Source organism: Burkholderia sp. BE17 (assembly GCF_009362305.1).
Lineage (GTDB): Bacteria > Pseudomonadota > Gammaproteobacteria > Burkholderiales > Burkholderiaceae > Burkholderia > Burkholderia pyrrocinia_C.
Genome location: NZ_WHNU01000024.1, coordinates 1 through 17,271 on the forward strand (window position 1 = coordinate 1; position 17,271 = coordinate 17,271).

The window sequence follows — 17,271 nt, forward strand, 5'->3', positions numbered from 1 at the left end:
TAACTGCTTCGTTGCGACTGCGGGGTCCATCTTCCTGCGTCAGCCGTGCGCCCAACCTGCTGCACACCACCGACTTCGCTTCCCCTCTCCCGCGCCGCGTTTCCGTTAGCGCGAAAGAGGCGTGATTGTAGGCAGCCTCTTCGAACTGCGCAAGGGGTTTCTCAAAAAATATAAGGCCCCGCACGCTGCCGCGTGCGGGGCCTTATATAGAAGCAGCGCAACCGTCAGTCTGCGCGCACCTGGCGCGCGACGATCTCCATATAGTGATCGAGATCCGGCGTCACCTTCCCTGCTTCCTTCGCCGTATCGTCCCAGCGGCGCAAACGCAGCGCGTCCTCCGCAAACGGGCGCTGCAGGAACGCCGCCGTCTCCTCTTCGCTGAAGATGCCGCCCTGCAGCGCGAGGCTGCGCACCGAGTCCGGCGACAGGCTCTCGAAGTAGCCGGCGTCCGTGCGGCACAGGCAGCGCTTCGCATCGACGTGCAGCCGGATCGGTTCCAGCACCGCGTCGGAAAACAGCGGCCGCAGGAACGGCAACACGTAATACTGATGCAGATCGTCGATCCCGCGCGCGCTCGGCGTCTCGCCCTGGCGATTCAGCAGATGCCCGAGGTCGTGCAGGAACGCCGCCGCAACCAGCGCTTCGTCAGCCCCCGCCTCTTCCGCCAGCAATCCGCTCTGCAACGCATGCTCGCGCTGCGTGACGGGCTCCCCGCTATAGGCCACATGGCCGTGCTCGCGAAACAGCCCGTGGATATCTTCCACCGTCAATGCCATTCGCTCACTCCCAAGGCAGCGAAAACGTCTTCAGGTTCGTGAAGCTCTTCATCGCCTCCTGAACGCCTTCCTTGTAACCGAGCCCCGAATCCTTGATGCCGCCGAACGGCGACAGCTCGATCCGGTATCCGGGCACTTCCCATACGTTCACGGTGCCGACGTTCAGCTCGTTCACGAACCGCACGACGGCCGCCGTGCTGTCCGTACAGACACCCGACGACAGCCCGAACGCCGTTCCGTTGCTGATCCGGATCGCGTCGTCGATCGTGTCGAACGTGATGACGGGCGATACGGGGCCGAACGTCTCTTCGCGCACGATCGTCATCGACGGATCGACGTTGTCGAGCACGGTCGGCGCATACAGCGCGCCGCGCCGCACGTTGCCGGTCAGCAGGCGCGCGCCCCGCGCAACCGCCTCTGCGACCCGCGCCTCGAACAGCCGCGCCGCCGCCTCGTCGATCACCGTGCCCATTTCGTTCGCGGGATCGAACGGATCGCCGTACTTCCACGCGCGCGTCTTCTCGACGAGCAGCTCGGTGAATGCGGGCGCGATCGAGCGCTGCACCAGCATCCGCTTGACGGCCGTGCAACGCTGGCCCGAATTCCGGTACGAGCCGAGCACCGCCAGCGATGCCGCGCGTTCGAGATCGGCGTCTTCGAGAACGATCAGCGGGTCGTTGCCGCCCAGCTCCAGCACGATGCGCCGGTAGCCGGCCCGCGCGACAATCGCCTTGCCGATCGCAACACCGCCGGTAAACGTGATCAGCGATGCATGCGGATGCGTAACGAGTTCGTCCGCGATCTCGCGCGGATCGCCGGTCAGCACCTGCAGCATCGGCTCCGGCAGTCCGGCCTCATACAGCAGATCGGCCAGATAGAACGCCGACAGCGGCACCTTCTCCGACGGCTTCACGATCACGCGGTTGTTGGTCGCGATCGCCGGCGCGATCTTGTGCGCAACCTGGTTCATCGGATGATTGAACGGCGTGATCGCAACGATCACGCCGTCGAGCGGCTGCCGCTGCGAGAACACGCGCCGCGCCTTGCCGTGGGGCGTCAGGTCGCACGAGAAACTTTGCGCGTCGTCACGCAGCGCCTCGAGTGCCGCGAACTTCAGCACGTCGGCAACGCGGCCGATCTCGTAGCGTGAATCCTGTTTCGACAGCCCCGATTCGAGCGTGATCAGGTCGGACGCTTCCTCGGTGCGCTCGCGCAGCAGCGCGGCCGCGCGTTCGAGGATCTGCGAACGCTCGTAGCGCGTGAGCTTCGGCCGGTAGGCCATCGCGTAATCGAACGCGACGCGCACGTCGTCGACGCTGGCGAGCGGCGCGGTACCGACCCGCGCACCCGTATAAGGATCGTCGATATCGAAGGTGCGCTCGCGCGTCGCGCGCGTGCCGCACCAGCGCAGCGCCTCGGCGCGAAACTCGGGATGGTCTTGCCGGGGGTGGGCCATCATGTCGCGATCCGGTTCAGCACGAAATCGAACACGTCGAAGTTGCGCGGGCGACGCGCGGGATCGTCCCGCTCGATACGGCGATTGAACAGCAGCGGTACTTCCTGCTCCGACACGCCGCCATGCGAACGCAGCGGCACCGTGAGGCCCGACAGGTCGTGTTCGCGCTCGCGCGTGCCGAGCGTCATGTCGCGGCGGCCGGTCACGACGAGATCGCCGATCCGGTCGGCCGGTAGCTCGAAACGTGCGGCGGCTTCCGCGTTGTCAAGCACGAGCTCGACGCCGTCGAGGCCGCCGACGCGCCACATCGCCTCGGCCCGGTCGACGCCTGGCGCCAGGTAGATGGTTGCAAACGAACCCAGCGCGCCGTGGTGCACGACGTACGGATCCGTGATCGGCAGGATCACGCGCGCGGCCTGCGCGCCGTACCAGCCGTCGAACGCATCCTGCAGATAGACCACGTTCGGGCGGCCGGTCGCGGGATCGTGCTTCGCGTTCATCCCGTGGTCAGCCGTGAGCCCGATCGCCCAGCCGAGCGCGTCGAGCTGCGCGAGGTACCCGTCCATCATCGCGTAGAACGCGTTCGCGCCTGCGCTACCCGGCTCGCACTTGTGTTGTACGTAGTCGGTGGTCGACAGGTACATCAGATCAATTTGCCGCGTCTGCGCGAGCCGCACGCCGGCCGCGAATACGAATTCGGACAACGCCGCGCTATAGACATCCGGCGACGGCAGGCCGACCCAGTCGAGCACGTCGGCGATGCCGTTTTCCGCGAGATTCGCCTGCGCGGCCTTCTCGGCCGAAAAGCAGACGCCGTTCAACTGCCAGCCAAGCAGCCGGCGCAGCTTGTCCTTCGCCGTCACGACGGCCACCCGCGCACCGGCGTCGGACGCCGCCGCGAGCAGCGTGCCGGCCCGCAGATAGGCCGGGTCGTTCATCATCACTTCGGCGCCGCGCCCGCCGTCGGCGGCCGCGTCCCAGAAATAGTTGCCGCAGATCCCGTGGACCGACGGCGGCACGCCGCAGACGATCGACAGGTTGTTCGGGTTGGTGAAGGTCGGCACGACGCAATCGGCTCGCCACGCCGTGCCTTCCGCGATCATCCGGCCGATGAACGGCGCGACGCCCGCTTCCACCGCACGTTCGAGATAGTCGTACTCGCAGCCATCGACGCAGACGACGACGGTCGGCTCGACCGGCAGCCGGTAGCGCCGGCCGTTGACGTCGACCGAGCGTCCCGCGAGATCCGGCGATGCGCCGGTCTCCGACGCTTCACCGGGACGGCGCAAGGCGAACGCGGCGTTCATGATGCCGTCCGCGTGCCGCGCGGCACGCGCGCGGCGATCAGCAGCAGCGCCGCGAGCGACGCGCCGAGCATCAGCAGCGACAGCGCCGATGCCGGAAGGTAATAACCACGCTCGACCTGGCCGATCACGACGATCGGCACGGTCGCGAAGCCGGGCGGATAAACCGTCAGCGTTGCGCCGAGCTCGCCGAGCGACAGCGCGAAGCCGAGCGCGAGGCTCGCGCGCAGCGCCGGGACGAGTTGCGGCAGCAGCACGCGGCGCAGCACCATCGCGGGCGGCGCACCGAGGCTCGCCGCGGCTTCGCGCAGCACGGTTAGCTCCGGACGCAGCGCGGCGGCCGCGCAGCGATAGCAGAACGGCAGAATCAGCGCGAGCTGCACGAGCACGACGATCGCCGCCGAACTCGACAGGTCGACCGGCTTCTGGTGATACGCAATCAGCACCGCGAGCCCGAGCACGACGCTCGGCACGCCGTTCGGCACCATCACGAGCGCGTCCACGACCGCGCCGAGGCCGCGCCGGTCGCGCCCTTCGAGCGCCAGCGCAAGCCACAGCCCGAGGATCGTGCCGATCGCCGACACGCCGAAGCCGATTTCGAGGCTCGTCAGCAGCGCGTCGTATTCCGGCGACCCGAGCCGCTCGAACCAGCGCAGGCTATAGCCGGCCGGCAAGATCGTGCCCGACCATTGCGTCGCCACGCTCGACAGCGCGACGACGACGACGGGCAGCACGAACAGCCAGAAGCATGTGAACGCGGCCAGCGCGAGCGCGACGCGCGACGCATGCTTGAGCAACGCGTCGCTCCAGCCGATCCGGTGGCGCGGCACGGCCTGCCCGATACGGAATTCAGCGGACATCGTTCCCTCCCGTCGCACGCCGGTTCACCCGGCGATAAACCGTATACAGCGCCAGCGACAGCGCGAGCATCACGACCGCGCCGGCCGACGCGGTCGGCAGGTCGAGATCGACCGTCGCGCTGCTGTAGATCGCGACCGGCAGCGTCACGAGCCGCGCGCTGCCGAGCACGAGCAGAATCCCGAATTCGTTCAGCGTCAGCAGGAAGCACAGCACGGTACCGGCGGCGATGCCCGGCCATGCGATCGGCAGCACGACGCGGCGCGCAAGCATCCAGCCGGGCGCACCGAGGCTGCGCGCGGCTTCGATCAGCCGCAGGTCGAGCGTCGCGAACGACGCGAGCGTCGGCCGCACGACGAACGGCGTATAGAACACGGTCTGCGCGAGAATCACGCCGCCGATGCCGAACAGGAAATCGAGCGGCGGATTCTCGAGATGGAACAGGTGCTGCAGCGCGATGCCGATCGACCCTTGCGAGCCGTACAGGAAGATCAGCGTGAACGCGACGAGGAACGACGGAAACGCGACGTACAGTTCCAGGAAGCGCGTGACGAGCGACGCGCCCGGAAACGGCTTGAAGAACAGCAGCGCGGCCAGCAGCACGCCGAGCACCGATGCGGTGCCGGCGCTCGCGAACAGCACACCGAGCGTCGTCAGCAGCACGTTGCGCGTGTCGGGGTTGCCGAAGAAGGTCCGGTATGCGGCAAAACTCAGCCCGTGATCGCCCGATACGCTCAGCAGTACGAGCCGCACCAGCGGATAGACGACGAGCGGGCCCAGCACGACGACCGCGAGCGCGGCCAGGTGCAGGTCGCCCATGCGCTTGCGGCGCCGCGCGACGGCGGCGTGCGCGGCGGCGGACGCGAGCACGTGCGGCGGCAGGCCGGCTTCAGGGCTCGATAAAGATGACATCGTCTGCCTCGCAATGCAGGGAAACGCGTGCACCGCGCTCGGGGGCAGCGCCACGGCCGCGTTGCATCGTGACGCGCACGGGTTCGTCGGGCGCCGCGTCGATCACGACCGCGATCGACAGGTCCGCGCCCTGCCATTCGACGGACGTCACCGTGCCGTGCAGGCCACCGGCCGCGAGCGGCATCACGGTCAGGCGCTCGGGGCGCACGCACGCGACCTTGTCGCGCACTTCGTGGCGCGGATCGCCGAGCGGGAAAATCACGCGCGGCGGCAGCAGGTTCGCCGGGCCGAGATAGCGCGCGACGTAGCCGTCCCGCGGCGCGTCGTACAGCTGCTGCGGCGTGCCGAGCTGCGCGACGCGGCCGTCGCGCAGCAACAGCGCGCGGTCGGACAGCACGAGCGCGTCGTCGCGGTCGTGCGTCACGCAGACGACGGTCAGGTTCGGCAGGCGCTCGTGCAGCGCCTTCAGTTCGCTGCGCACCGACGCGCGCAGGTTGGCGTCGAGCGCCGACAGCGGCTCGTCGAGCAGCAGCACGTCCGGCTCGATCACGAGCGCGCGGGCCAGCGCGATGCGCTGCTGCATTCCGCCCGACAGCTGCGCGGGCAGGTGGTGGCCCGCATCGCCGAGCTGCACGAGCTTCAGCGCGTCGGCGACGCGTCGCGTCACTTCCGACGACGCCATCCCGCGCGCGCGCAGCCCGAATGCAACGTTCTCGAACACCGACAGGTGCGGGAACAGCGCGTAATTCTGGAACAGCAGACCGAGATTGCGCTTGTGCGGCGGCGCATAGGTCAGGTCGCGTCCGGCAACGGTCAGCGTGCCGGTCAGGCCGTCGGCCTTCACGAACCCGGCGATGAAGCGCAGCAGCGTGGTCTTGCCGCAGCCGCTCTTGCCGAGCACGGTCAGAAATTCGCCGGCGCCGATCGACAGCGACAGATCTTCCAGCACCGTACGTGCGCCGTAGCGCACGTTCAGGTGCTCGATCTGCACGCCGCCCGGCGCGCCGGACCGCAGCGTCGCATGCGGTTCGGCGGCGCCGAATGCGCCGGGATGGGTCAAGGCGGTTTCCACCGGGTTCATCCTCTTGCTCGCTGATGCAGGCGGCGTGCGCCGATCACTTCGGCTTGACGACGTCGAGCTGCTTGCCCGAGCTGCCGATCACGTCCTTCTTCCAGCGCTCGATCCACACCGGCTTCTTCGCCATCACCTGGGCCCAGTCGACCGGGATCAGCTTCACGCCCGCGATCGCCTTCTTGACCGCTTCGCCGTTCTTGCCTGCCAGCGGCACGTCCGTGCGGCCCGGGATGCCGTACATGTCCGGCACCTTCGACTGCACCTCCGTCGACATCAGGTAGTCGATCAGCTTCTTGCCGGCGTCCTGGTTCGGGCCGCTCTTGATCAGGCCGATGCCGTACGGGAGCTGGAACGTGGTCGGCTGGTCGCCGTCCTTCGCTGCCAGGAAGATCGGCTTGACGGACAGCGCGCCGTGTTCGGCATCGTCGAGGTCCATCTGCAGGTCGCCGTTCGCGACGCTGATCTCGTTACGCGACAGCAGCACGTTCAGGTAGCCCGTGCCCTTCGTGTGGAACTTCACGCTCTGCGACAGCTTCGCGAGGTAGTCGAACGCCTTGTCCTCGCCCATCAGCGAGGTCGTCAGGATCAGCACGGCCATCCCGTCGCCGGCCGTGGCCGGGTTCGAGTACGCGACCTTGCCGGAATAGCTCGGCGACAGCAGGTCGGCGAACGTCTTCGGCTGGTTCTTCACGACGTCCGGGTTGATCGCGAACGAGAAGTAGTTGTTCACGAAGGTCGCCCACGTGCCGTCCTCGGCCTTCGCGATCGCCGGCACGTTCTTGTAGTTCACGCTCTGGTACGCCTGCAGCAGGCCCATCTGGCCGGCCTGCTGAATGAACGGCGGCAGCGTGACGATCACGTCGGCCTTCGGGGAATTCTTCTCGATGTTCGCGCGGTTGACGACCTCGCCGCTGCCCGCCGTCACGATGTTGACCTTGACGCCTTCCTTCTTCTCGAAGGCCGGCAGCACATCGCGATAGAGGTTCTCGAGACCGTCCGCCGTGTACAGCACGACCGCGTTTGCCGCGTGAGCCGGCAGCGCGGCACCTTGCAGCAGACCGGCGGCACAGGCGGCCAGCGCGAGCTTGCGGAACGCGCCGGCAGCGGCGCGCGAGGAATTCTGCAGTGTCATCTCACTTCTCCGTAGGCGGAACACCAAACGGCCGGGGCATGTCCGGCGCTGTCGGCCAGAGTTGGCGCTTCAGCGCTTACTCTGGCCCCATGCAAAGCTGTCGGCCAGAGTTAGCGCTTCAGCGCTTACTCCGGCCCCATGCCTCGCGGTCGGCCGGCGTTGGCGCTTCCGCGCTTCGTCCGGCCCCATGCAAGGCCTGTTATCTCCGGGCAGGCCGATAAGCGGCCCGCCTCGCCGCCGCGCTGCGGTTGGTTTCGCGCGGCAACCGAAGGATCACAGCGTTCAATGACAACCCCGTGACGAGTGCCACAATTTCCAAAAAATGACACATTTTGCCAATATCATGCAAGTCATTCTGAAATGCCGCCCGGCGTTTCGTTCGCCCTTTGCTGGAGAAAAACCATGCCAGATCCGATCCTTCTTACGCCCGGCCCGCTCACCACGTCCGCCACAACCCGCCACGCAATGCAACATGACTGGGGGTCGTGGGACGCCGCTTTCAACCAGATGACGGCCAGCGTCTGCACGGACCTCGTCGCGATCGCGCGCGGCGGCGACGACTACGTGTGCGTGCCGATGCAGGGCAGCGGCACGTTCTCGGTCGAGGCCGCGCTCGGCACGCTGGTGCCGCGCGACGGCGTCGTGCTGGTGCCCGACAACGGCGCGTATTGCGCGCGCATCCTGAAGATCCTCGGCCGGCTCGGCATCGACGCGATCGCGTTGCCGTTCGGCGAAGACGCGGCCGTCGACGCGACCGCGGTCGAGGCCGCGTTCGCACGCGAGCCGCGCATCACGCACGTCGCACTCGTGCACCTGGAGACGAGCGCCGGCATCCTGAATCCGCTGGACGCGATCGCGGCCGTGTGCCGGCGGCACGGCAAGCGGCTGATCGTCGATGCGATGAGTTCGTTCGGCGCGCTGCCGATCGCGCTGGCTGACAGCGGCATCGATGCGCTGATCTCGGCGAGCGGCAAATGCCTCGAAGGCGTGCCGGGGATGGGTTTCGCGATCGTGCGGCGCGACGCGCTCGATGCGAGCGAAGGCAACTCGCGGTCGCTCGCGCTCGATCTCCACGATCAATATGCATACCTGCGCAAGACCGGCCAGTGGCGCTTCACGCCGCCGACGCACGTGATCGCCGCGCTGCGCGCCGCGCTCGACCAGTACCTCGCCGAAGGCGGCCAGCCGGCGCGCGGCGCGCGCTATGCGGAGAACTGCCGGACGCTGGTCGAATCGATGCGCGCGCTCGGCTTCGTGCCGTTCCTCGACGCGAGCGTGCAGGCGCCCGTGATCGTCACGTTCCACGCGCCCGACCATCCGGCCTACGATTTCCGCCGCTTCTACGACGCGGTGCGCGACGCGGGCTTCATCCTGTATCCGGGCAAGCTGACGCAGCTCGAGACGTTCCGCGTCGGCTGCATCGGCGCGATCGATGCCGACGACATCCGGCGCGCGGTCGCTGCGGTCGCGCAGGCGGTCGAATCGCTCGGGATCGCCGTGCAGCGCGCATAACTCGGCACGCGCGCCGGGACACAAGCCGGCGCATCAGCCGGCGCACCAACAAAAAAGCCCGGCGGCCAACCGGCCGCCGGGCGAACACACGAGATGTGCGTGGAGTTTGTGCTTACAGCTCGATCCGCTTGATGTCGCCGACGACGAAGATGTACGACAGCGCACCGACCAGCGCGATCACGCCGATGAATACGAGCGCGCCGACGAACGAGCCGGTCGACGCGACGATGAAGCCGACGACCAGCGGCGTGATGATGCCGGCCAGGTTCGCCGCGAAGTTGAAGATGCCGCCGGTCACGCCGAGCAGGCCGTCCGGCGCGATGTCGGACACGAGCGTCCAGCCGAGCGCGGCCATCCCCTGCGCGAAGAACGCGACCGACATGATCGCGATCACGGCTTCGTTGCTTTGCACGTAGTTCGCGAGAATGATCGTCGACGCGAGCAGCAGGCCGGCGATGATCGGCAGCTTGCGCGCGAGGTTCGCGGACTTGCCGCGGCGCAGCAGCCAGTCGGAGAAGATCCCGCCGAACATCACGCCGACCGACGCGGCGATGAACGGCATGATCGCGAAGAAGCCGATCTTCAGCCAGCCCATGTGGCGCTCTGTCGCGAGATAGGTCGGGAACCAGGTCAGGAAGAACACGAGCGTCGAGTTGCCGGCGAACTGGCCGAGGCAGATGCCCGCGAGCTGGCGCTTCTTCAGCAATTTGCCGGCCATCGACCAGCTGAACTTCGTCTGCGCGGCCTTGCCGTCCTTGTCGCCGGCCTTGCGCGCGGCGTGCACGAGGCCGCCGCCGGCCTCGATATAGGCCAGTTCCGCCGCATTCGCGCCCGGATGGTTGCGCGGCTCGTGGTAGAACTTCCACCAGACGAGACCGAAGGCAATGCCAACCGCACCGACGACCCAGAACAGCGAGCGCCAGCCGAACGCGCCCATCAGCGCGAACAGCACGGGGCTGAAGAACGCGAGGCCGATGTACTCGCCGACGGTATAGGTGCCCGTCGCCATCGCGCGCTCGTTCTGCGGGAACCACGTCGCGACGACGCGGCTGTTGGTCGGGAAACACGGCGCTTCCGTCACGCCGAGGCCGAGCCGGCATGCGAGCAGCGTCCCGACGCCGGGCACGAAGCCCTGCAGGAGCGTGCACAGCGACCACAGCGTCATCGACCAGTAATAGGTGATCTTGCTGCCGAAGCGGTCGAGGAACAGGCCGCCGGGCACCTGCATCGCGACGTACGTCCACGAGAACGCGGAGAACATGATGCCCATCACGGCCGCGTTGATGCCGAGCTCCTTGGTGAGCTGCGGCGCAGCCACCCCCAGCACGGTACGGTCGAGATAGTTGATCATCGTGCCGATCGCGAGCAGCGCGAGGATCTTGTAGCGCGCCGAGGTCCGCCGGACCGTACCGGCCGCCGCGGACGCGGCGTTCGTGTGGGTGGTGTGCTGCATGGTTGTCTCCTGGTCTATTTTTCAGCTAGTCGGTAGAAGGGTCAGCGTGCGACGAGCGACTGAAAGTGTTCGAACATCCGCTCGTCGTCCGGCGTTCGTCCGGTGAAGATCTCGAACGCATCGACGGCCTGGTACACGGCCATCCCGCCGCCCGGCAGCGTCGCGCAGCCGGCCGCGCGCGCGGCGCGGATCAGCTCGGTTTCGAGCGGGAAATACACGATGTCGGCAACCCACATGCCCGCGTGGAGCAGCTCGGCCGGCAGCGGCAGGCCCGGATGCTTGGCCATGCCGGTCGGCGTGCAATGGATCAGGCCGGTCGCGGCGTGCATCGCGGCCGCGAGATCGCTGCCCGGCGTGACCCGGGCGGCCGGGAAGCGCTGCTGCAGTTCGCCCGCGAGCGCCGTGGCGCGCGTGCCGTCGACGTCGAAGATCGTCAGTTCGGCGGCACCCATCTGCAGCGCCGCATGCGCGACGGCCGCGCCCGCGCCGCCCGCGCCGAGCTGCACGGCACGTTCGAGCGACGCGTCGGGCAGCCCGCGGCGGAACGACTTCGCGAAACCCGACCAGTCGGTGTTGTGGCCGATCCGCTTGCCGTCCTTGAACAGCACGGTGTTGACCGCGCCGAGTGCGCGCGCGTCGTCCGACAGTGCGTCGAGGTGCTCGATCACGCGCTGCTTGCACGGATGCGTGATGTTGAGCCCGTTGTAGCCCATCCGCTGCGCGGCATCGAGCAGTTGCGGCAGCGCGTCGGCGGTCACGCCGAGCACGTCGAGATCGATGCGCCTGTAGACGTAGCCGAAGCCCTGCTGGAATCCTTCTTCCTCGTGCATCGCCGGCGACAGCGAACCGCCGATGCCCTGGCCGATCAGGCCGATCAGAAACGACGGGCGGCTCATCGCGCGGCTCCCTGCGCAAACAGCGTCGACAGACGCTGCAGCGCGAACACATAGCCTTCGGTGCCGCAGCCGCAGATCACGGCTTCGGCGACCGCCGACACATAGGAATGGTGGCGGAACGCCTCGCGGCGATGCACGTTCGAGATATGCACTTCGATCACCGGCTTCGCGATCGCGGAAAGCGCATCGGCCAGCGCCACCGACGTATGCGTATAGGCGGCCGGGTTGATCACGATGCCGTGCGTGTCGTGACGCGCCGCATGCAGCCAGTCGATCAGCTGGTGCTCGGCGTTCGACTGGCGGAAGTCGATCTCCAGCCCGAGCCCGTCGGCCGCCGCGCGGCAGCGCTGCTCGACGTCGGCGAGCGTTTCCGCGCCGTAAATGTGGGGCTCGCGTGTCCCCAGCAGATTCAGGTTCGGGCCGTTCAGCACCAGCACCTTGTGCTTGCTCATGGTGATTCTGCTCCTAAAACGGGGGCGAATCGCTAGCCGACTTCGCCCCCTGACGTCAAGATTTGGCGCTAGTGTGCGCTTGCGCAAGCGCAATGTCTTTCCGGGTTTTCGCTAATTTGTACCACCTAGTTAGTTTGTATAATCCATGTCACTTACCCAGTAAATTCGGGATATGGCGCGCGCCCGGAACTCAACGACTGGTTCATTCAGGGCCGGTTCGACCGACGCCATGCCCCGCTCACCCGCAGGATTCGCCCATGCAGCGCTCGATCGCCACCGTGTCACTGTCCGGCACGCTCGCCGAGAAGCTCGCCGCCATCCAGGCCGCAGGCTTCAACGGTGTCGAAATCTTCGAAAACGACCTCGTCTACTTCGACGGATCGCCGGCCGACGTCCGGCGCATGGCCGCCGATCTCGGCCTCGACATCGTGCTGTTCCAGCCGTTTCGCGATTTCGAGGGCGTGAGCGCGGCACAGCTCGCACGCAACCTCGATCGCATCAAGCGCAAGTTCGACGTGATGCATGCGCTCGGCACCGACCGCATCCTCGTCTGCAGCAACGTGTCGGCCGACACGATCGCGGACGACGGGCTGCTCGTCGACCAGCTCGGCGCGCTCGCGGAAGCCGCGCGGCAGGCCGGCGTGGTCGCCGCGTACGAAGCGCTTGCGTGGGGCCGCGTCGTGAACCGGTACGGCCATGCGTGGAAACTCGTGAATGCGGTGAACAGCCCGCATCTCGGCCTCGCGCTCGACAGCTTCCACACGCTGTCGCTCGACGATTCGCCGGATGCGATCGCCGAGATTCCCGGCGACCGGATCGCGTTCGTGCAGATCGCCGATGCGCCGAAACTCGCGATGGACGTGCTCGAATGGAGCCGTCACTACCGCTCGTTCCCGGGCCAGGGCGACTTCGACCTCGCGCGCTTCACCGCACGCGTGATCGAGTCGGGCTACACGGGGCCGCTGTCGCTCGAAATCTTCAACGACGGCTTCCGCGCGGCGCCGACCGCGATCACGGCCGCCGACGGCCATCGCTCGCTGCTCTATCTGGAAGAACTGACACGCGCGCGGCTTGCACAGGACGGCCGTGCGCCGGCCGCCAGCCAGCCGCTCTTCGCGCCGCCGGCGCCGCCCGCGCACGTCGGGTTCCAGTTCATCGAATTCGCGGTCGACGCGCAGGCAGCGGCGACCGTCGGCGAATGGCTCGGCAGGATGCGCTTCCGGCTCGCAGGCCGGCACCGCTCGAAGGACGTGACGCTGTTCCAGCACGGCGCCGCGTCGATCGTGCTGAACGCGGAGCGTGATTCGTTCGCCGATGTGTTCTTCCAGCAGCACGGGCTGTCGTTGTGCGCGTCGGCGTTCCGCGTCGACGACGCGAAAGTGGCATTCGACCGCGCGGCCGGCTTCGGCTACGCGCCGTTCTCCGGCCGCGTCGGGCCGAACGAGCGCGTGCTGCCGAGCGTGCAGGCGCCGGACGGCAGCCTCGAGTATTTCGTCGACGAAGCGCCGAACGCACCGACGCTGTATGAATCGGACTTCGTGCTGACCGACATCGACGGCCCGAGCGAAGTCGGCCCGCTGACGGGCATCGACCATGTGTGCCTCGCGCTGCCGGCCGACGCGCTCGACACGTGGATCCTGTTCTTCAAGACGGCGTTCGGCTTCGAGGCCGAGCGCAGTTGGCTCGTGCCCGATCCATACGGGCTGATGCGCAGCCGCGCGGTGCGCAGCGCCGACGGCTCGGTGCGGATCGCGCTGAACGCGTCGGTCGACCGTCATACGGCCGTCGCCGAATCGCTCGATCGTTACCACGGCACGGGGCTGAACCACGTCGCGTTCCGCACCGACGACATCGTGAAGACGATCGCCGCGTTCGCGGCCGACGGCGTACCGTTCCTGCGCATTCCGCCGAACTACTACGACGATCTCGCCGCGCGCTACGCGCTGTCGGACGAACTGATCGACACGCTGAGCGCGCACCACCTGCTGTACGACCGCGACGAGCACGGTGGCGAATTCCTGCACGCGTATACGGAACTGGTCGACAACCGCTTCTCGCTCGAGATCGTCGAGCGGCGCGGTGGATACGACGGCTACGGCGCGACGAACGCGGCCGTGCGGCTCGCCGCGCAGGCGCAGCGCAGGAAATAAGGGAAGGACGCGAATCGGGAGTCTGGGGCCGGATCACTTCGCGGCCCGCGCCCGATTCAAAGGGCCGCTTCCCGCGTGCACCATCGTGGCGAATCGAGCGGCCGAGCACCAGCCCGCGCGGCTGACCGCGCCCCGGCCGGAAGCCGCGCTCCGTATGACGTTACATACGGTAACCCGTACCGCAGCGCAGCATCGCGTCGTCCGCCACGGTTTTAAGAATCGCTTAAGTCTTCGACGGCACCATCCGCAACCAGTACCCGATGGTTATCTCGAAAAGGAGGAAAGCGATGAGCGCCGTAGAAGCACCCGCGGGCCGCCAGGCCGCGCCCCCTGCAAAGAAGACGATGCTGCGCCGCCTGCTCAGTCATCACGAAATCGCGACGCTGCTCGTGCTGCTGCATGCACCGATCGGCGCGAACGCCAAACCCGAATTGCCCGCGCTGCAGGAAGCCGGCCTCGTCGAGATGATCAAGCTCGATGCCGATACGGCCCCGAGCTTCCGCCTGACCGAAGACGGCACGGCCGTCCTGAAAGGGCTCGGCTACCGCTGAGCCGCCGTTTTCCCCGCTTCCCCGTATTGCCCCGATCCCTGCGATCGCATCGGCACTTCCGGCGTATCGCGTCACCCCGCCCGCTCCTGCAGCATCAGCCGGTATTCCGTCGGCGTCACGCCGACCGTCGCCTTGAACTGGCGCGTGAACGCGCTGTGATCCGTATAGCCGCATAACGCCGCGACGTCGGTCACCTTGTCGTGCGTGACGAGCAGCGCGGTGGCCGCATCGAGCCGCGTCTTCAGCAGCACTTGGCGCGGCGTCAGGTGGAACACCTTGTGGAAATAGCGTTCGAGCTGCGCGACCGACATCCCGGCCATCTGCGCGAGATGCTTCAGGTTCAGCGGCTGCACGTAGTGATCCTGGATATGCTGGACCACGTCGGCGAGCTTGCTGTAGGCCGGATGCGATCCCTCGTGCGCCTTCAGGTCGCGCGAGATGCCCGCGAGGCCGACCACCTTGCCCGCGGCGTCGCGCAGCGGCTCCTTGCAGGTCAGGCACCAGCCCGGCTGGCGGCCCGGATACAGGTGCAACTCGAGCTGGTCCATCAGTTGCTGGCCGGCGTTGATCGTCGCCATGTCCTGCTCGAAATAGCTGCGGCCGAAGCGGCGCGGAAACACTTCGTCGGTCGTCTTGCCGAGCAGGTCGCGCTTGTCCTTGTAGCCGCAGCGCATCGCCAGCGTGCGGTTGACGAGCGCGTAGCGGCCGCTCGCATCCTTCACGAAGAACGCGACGTCCGGCAGCGCATCGAACACCGGTTCGAGCAGGCGGAAGTGCGCGAGCATCGCGCCGAAATCGGCGTTGTCGGGCTGGTAGCGCAACGTGTCGGACAGGCTCATGGGCGGTACGGCAAGCAAGGTCGTCATCCCGGCATCCGCGAAGCGAGTGGCAGATGGCGTCGATTATAGGAGCGCCCCTTCAATCGCGTCGCGCCGATCGCGGGGGCAGGCAAGTTGGCGGCAGCCGTCGCATCGCGACGCCGATCGGCCGGCATCGGCAAGCGACAGACGTTGCGCGCGCAACCACCGCGCCGCACGTACGGCGGCCGGCCGCGAATCCGCTTGCGCCGCCGCATGCAGTCACGCATGCGCCGATGCCGACCTGCCGCGCTGACGCACCGGCAACGCGCGCCCGGATCCACCATCCTAAAAATGCGGACGCACCGCGTCTTGGCGCGTTTGCGCATTCGGCATGACGATTTCGGCATATATCAGGGTAATCGACGATATGCCGATATCGTCGCCGGCCGCGCACCGAACGCGCAAGACGCGCGCATTTTCGCTATCTAGACTTCGCTTCACGGTTACGAGACGACATCCCGCCGCTACGGCAATCGGCGTGCACGGCCCGCCGCATCACCCGCCGCGCACGCCGATTCCGGCACAGCCCGGGGCCGCACGCGGCGAGCACGCACGGCCTTCGCATCGGCCTGCCGATCGATACGTCTCGCCCGGTTTACCGCACCGGCCCGCTAGCCGGCGGCGGCCCAACCACGCCATCAAGGGGAAGTGAAAGTGAAGCTGAAGGTATCGCACGTCGCGCTGGCTGCCGCCTGCGCACTGTCGGGCACGCACGCCATCGCCGCCGACGTCGTCAAGATCGGTTTCGCCGCACCGCTGACCGGCCCGCAATCGAACTACGGCACGGACATGCAGAAGGGCGTGCAGCTCGCGATCGCCGACTTCAACGCGACGCGTCCGACGATCGGCGGCAAGCCCGTCACGTTCCAGCTCGATTCGCAGGACGACCAGGCCGACCCGCGCACGGGCACGACCGTCGCGCAGCGGCTGATCGACGACAACGTCCGCGGGATCATCGGCCACTTCAACTCGGGCACCAGCATTCCGGCGTCCGACCTGTACGATCGCGCCGGGCTGCCGCAGATCTCGATGGCGACGTCGCCGCAATACACGGCGCGCGGCTACAAGACGACCTACCGGCTGCTGACGAGCGACGCGCAGGCTGGCCGCATCGTCGGCACGTACGCGGTGAAGACGCTGCGCTTCAAGCGCATCGCGATCATCGACGACCGCACGGCCTACGGCCAGGGCATCGCCGACGAATTCGCGAAGGCCGTGGAGGCGGCGGGCGGCACGATCGTCAAGCGCGATTTCACGAACGACAAGGCGCTCGATTTCTCGGCGATCCTGACCAACCTGAAGGGCGTCAACCCGGACGCCGTCTTCTACGGCGGCGGCGACGCGCAATCGTCGCCGATGATCCGCAAGATGCGCCAGCTCGGGATGAAATCGGCGTTCGTGACGGGCGAGATGTCGCGCTCGCCGACGTTCCTGAAGGTCGGCGGCGAAGCGGCCGAAGGCGCGATCGTGTACATGGGCGGGCTGCCGAAGGAAAAGATGCCGGGCTTCGCCGGCTACGCGGCACGCTACAAGGCGCGCTTCAACGAAGACGTGATCACGTACTCGCCGTACTCGTATGACGGCACGATCGCGCTGCTCACCGCGATGAAGGACGCGAACTCGACCGACCCGAAGGTGTACACGCCGTATCTCGGCAAGGTGTCGATCAAGGGCGTGTCGGCCCCCGGCATCGCGTACGACACGAAGGGCGACCTGAAGGATGCGCCGGTCACGATCTACAAGGTCGAGCACGGCGCGTTCAAGCCGGTCGATACGATCGCCGGCAACTGATACGCGAGACCCTGCCCCGTGCGGCGCGGGAAGCGGCTCACCGGCCGCCCGCGCCGCGCGCGCTTCCGCTTCATGGTCCGAAGCCTTCCTCGG

The 17,271-nt window shown here is 67.4% G+C and carries 15 protein-coding genes; 4 read left to right on the forward strand and 11 right to left on the reverse strand.

What is annotated here, in order from left to right:
• Nucleotides 1–224: 224 nt before the first annotated feature.
• Genes GD429_RS20900 through phnS form a run of 7 tightly spaced genes read right to left on the reverse strand, consistent with a single transcriptional unit; the run spans nt 225 to nt 7,513 of the window.
• Nucleotides 225–776: a phosphonate degradation HD-domain oxygenase gene (locus GD429_RS20900; RefSeq protein ID WP_152859495.1), complete on the reverse strand. Its 552-nt coding sequence runs from the start codon at nt 774–776 to the stop codon at nt 225–227.
• Nucleotides 777–780: 4 nt separating this feature from the next.
• Nucleotides 781–2,235, reverse strand: coding sequence for a phosphonoacetaldehyde dehydrogenase (gene phnY / locus GD429_RS20905; RefSeq protein WP_152859497.1), 1,455 nt, complete (start codon nt 2,233–2,235; stop codon nt 781–783).
• Entirely contained in the window at nt 2,232–3,539 is a 1,308-nt protein-coding gene (gene phnA / locus GD429_RS20910) for a phosphonoacetate hydrolase (RefSeq protein WP_193727156.1), read from the reverse strand. The genes phnY and phnA overlap by 4 nt, the downstream gene beginning before the upstream one ends.
• Complete coding sequence (gene phnV, locus GD429_RS20915) at nt 3,536–4,396, reverse strand: 2-aminoethylphosphonate ABC transport system, membrane component PhnV (RefSeq protein WP_152859499.1); 861 nt, start codon at nt 4,394–4,396, stop codon at nt 3,536–3,538. Before phnV ends, phnA begins: the two co-directional genes overlap by 4 nt.
• Nucleotides 4,386–5,306: a 2-aminoethylphosphonate ABC transporter permease subunit gene (phnU, locus tag GD429_RS20920; protein WP_152859501.1), complete on the reverse strand. Its 921-nt coding sequence runs from the start codon at nt 5,304–5,306 to the stop codon at nt 4,386–4,388. The genes phnV and phnU overlap by 11 nt, the downstream gene beginning before the upstream one ends.
• Complete coding sequence (phnT, locus tag GD429_RS20925) at nt 5,284–6,387, reverse strand: 2-aminoethylphosphonate ABC transport system ATP-binding subunit PhnT (protein WP_152859503.1); 1,104 nt, start codon at nt 6,385–6,387, stop codon at nt 5,284–5,286. Before phnT ends, phnU begins: the two co-directional genes overlap by 23 nt.
• A gap of 34 nt (nt 6,388–6,421) precedes the next feature.
• Nucleotides 6,422–7,513, reverse strand: coding sequence for a 2-aminoethylphosphonate ABC transporter substrate-binding protein (gene phnS / locus GD429_RS20930; protein WP_152859505.1), 1,092 nt, complete (start codon nt 7,511–7,513; stop codon nt 6,422–6,424).
• 402 nt (nt 7,514–7,915) lie between these two features.
• On the opposite strand from phnS, the gene GD429_RS20940 reads away from it, so the two are divergent.
• The gene (locus GD429_RS20940) at nt 7,916–9,025 is read left to right on the forward strand and encodes a 2-aminoethylphosphonate--pyruvate transaminase (RefSeq protein WP_152859509.1); all 1,110 of its coding nucleotides are present in this window, start codon (nt 7,916–7,918) and stop codon (nt 9,023–9,025) included.
• Between the two features lie 112 nt (nt 9,026–9,137).
• Here the strand turns inward: GD429_RS20940 and GD429_RS20945 are convergent, their stop codons facing one another.
• The 3 genes from GD429_RS20945 to aroQ are packed head-to-tail and all read right to left on the reverse strand — an operon-like array spanning nt 9,138 to nt 11,826.
• Nucleotides 9,138–10,478, reverse strand: a complete 1,341-nt coding sequence (locus GD429_RS20945; RefSeq protein ID WP_152859511.1) for an MFS transporter — start codon at nt 10,476–10,478, stop codon at nt 9,138–9,140.
• 41 nt (nt 10,479–10,519) lie between these two features.
• On the reverse strand, nt 10,520–11,374 hold the full coding sequence (locus GD429_RS20950; RefSeq protein ID WP_152859513.1) for a shikimate dehydrogenase: 855 nt from the start codon (nt 11,372–11,374) through the stop codon (nt 10,520–10,522).
• The gene (gene aroQ, locus GD429_RS20955; RefSeq protein ID WP_034181783.1) at nt 11,371–11,826 is read right to left on the reverse strand and encodes a type II 3-dehydroquinate dehydratase; all 456 of its coding nucleotides are present in this window, start codon (nt 11,824–11,826) and stop codon (nt 11,371–11,373) included. Before aroQ ends, GD429_RS20950 begins: the two co-directional genes overlap by 4 nt.
• A gap of 257 nt (nt 11,827–12,083) precedes the next feature.
• Here aroQ and GD429_RS20960 point away from each other — a divergent pair, with 257 nt between their 5' ends.
• Together GD429_RS20960 and GD429_RS20965 are read left to right on the forward strand one after the other, a co-directional pair.
• Nucleotides 12,084–13,976, forward strand: a complete 1,893-nt coding sequence (locus tag GD429_RS20960; RefSeq protein WP_152859515.1) for a bifunctional sugar phosphate isomerase/epimerase/4-hydroxyphenylpyruvate dioxygenase family protein — start codon at nt 12,084–12,086, stop codon at nt 13,974–13,976.
• Nucleotides 13,977–14,263: 287 nt separating this feature from the next.
• Nucleotides 14,264–14,527, forward strand: a complete 264-nt coding sequence (locus tag GD429_RS20965) for a hypothetical protein (protein ID WP_072444620.1) — start codon at nt 14,264–14,266, stop codon at nt 14,525–14,527.
• Between the two features lie 71 nt (nt 14,528–14,598).
• Here the strand turns inward: GD429_RS20965 and GD429_RS20970 are convergent, their stop codons facing one another.
• Entirely contained in the window at nt 14,599–15,393 is a 795-nt protein-coding gene (locus GD429_RS20970) for an AraC family transcriptional regulator (RefSeq protein WP_034181780.1), read from the reverse strand.
• Between the two features lie 648 nt (nt 15,394–16,041).
• On the opposite strand from GD429_RS20970, the gene GD429_RS20985 reads away from it, so the two are divergent.
• The gene (locus GD429_RS20985) at nt 16,042–17,178 is read left to right on the forward strand and encodes a branched-chain amino acid ABC transporter substrate-binding protein (protein WP_321574748.1); all 1,137 of its coding nucleotides are present in this window, start codon (nt 16,042–16,044) and stop codon (nt 17,176–17,178) included.
• The last annotated feature ends 93 nt before the right edge of the window (nt 17,179–17,271 follow it).

Excerpts from the sequence above, each read along its gene's own strand:
- phnV (WP_152859499.1), bottom strand. The coding sequence starts at position 4,396 with ATGTCCGCTGAATTCCGTATCGGGCAGGCCGTGCCGCGCCACCGGATC.
- GD429_RS20950 (WP_152859513.1), bottom strand. The coding sequence starts at position 11,374 with ATGAGCCGCCCGTCGTTTCTGATCGGCCTGATCGGCCAGGGCATCGGC.
- phnS (WP_152859505.1), bottom strand. The coding sequence starts at position 7,513 with ATGACACTGCAGAATTCCTCGCGCGCCGCTGCCGGCGCGTTCCGCAAG.
- GD429_RS20945 (WP_152859511.1), bottom strand. The coding sequence starts at position 10,478 with ATGCAGCACACCACCCACACGAACGCCGCGTCCGCGGCGGCCGGTACG.
- GD429_RS20900 (WP_152859495.1), bottom strand. The coding sequence starts at position 776 with ATGGCATTGACGGTGGAAGATATCCACGGGCTGTTTCGCGAGCACGGC.
- phnU (WP_152859501.1), bottom strand. The coding sequence starts at position 5,306 with ATGTCATCTTTATCGAGCCCTGAAGCCGGCCTGCCGCCGCACGTGCTC.
- phnA (WP_193727156.1), bottom strand. The coding sequence starts at position 3,539 with ATGAACGCCGCGTTCGCCTTGCGCCGTCCCGGTGAAGCGTCGGAGACC.
- GD429_RS20960 (WP_152859515.1), top strand. The coding sequence starts at position 12,084 with ATGCAGCGCTCGATCGCCACCGTGTCACTGTCCGGCACGCTCGCCGAG.
- phnY (WP_152859497.1), bottom strand. The coding sequence starts at position 2,235 with ATGATGGCCCACCCCCGGCAAGACCATCCCGAGTTTCGCGCCGAGGCG.
- GD429_RS20970 (WP_034181780.1), bottom strand. The coding sequence starts at position 15,393 with ATGACGACCTTGCTTGCCGTACCGCCCATGAGCCTGTCCGACACGTTG.
- aroQ (WP_034181783.1), bottom strand. The coding sequence starts at position 11,826 with ATGAGCAAGCACAAGGTGCTGGTGCTGAACGGCCCGAACCTGAATCTG.
- GD429_RS20965 (WP_072444620.1), top strand. The coding sequence starts at position 14,264 with ATGAGCGCCGTAGAAGCACCCGCGGGCCGCCAGGCCGCGCCCCCTGCA.
- GD429_RS20940 (WP_152859509.1), top strand. The coding sequence starts at position 7,916 with ATGCCAGATCCGATCCTTCTTACGCCCGGCCCGCTCACCACGTCCGCC.
- phnT (WP_152859503.1), bottom strand. The coding sequence starts at position 6,387 with ATGAACCCGGTGGAAACCGCCTTGACCCATCCCGGCGCATTCGGCGCC.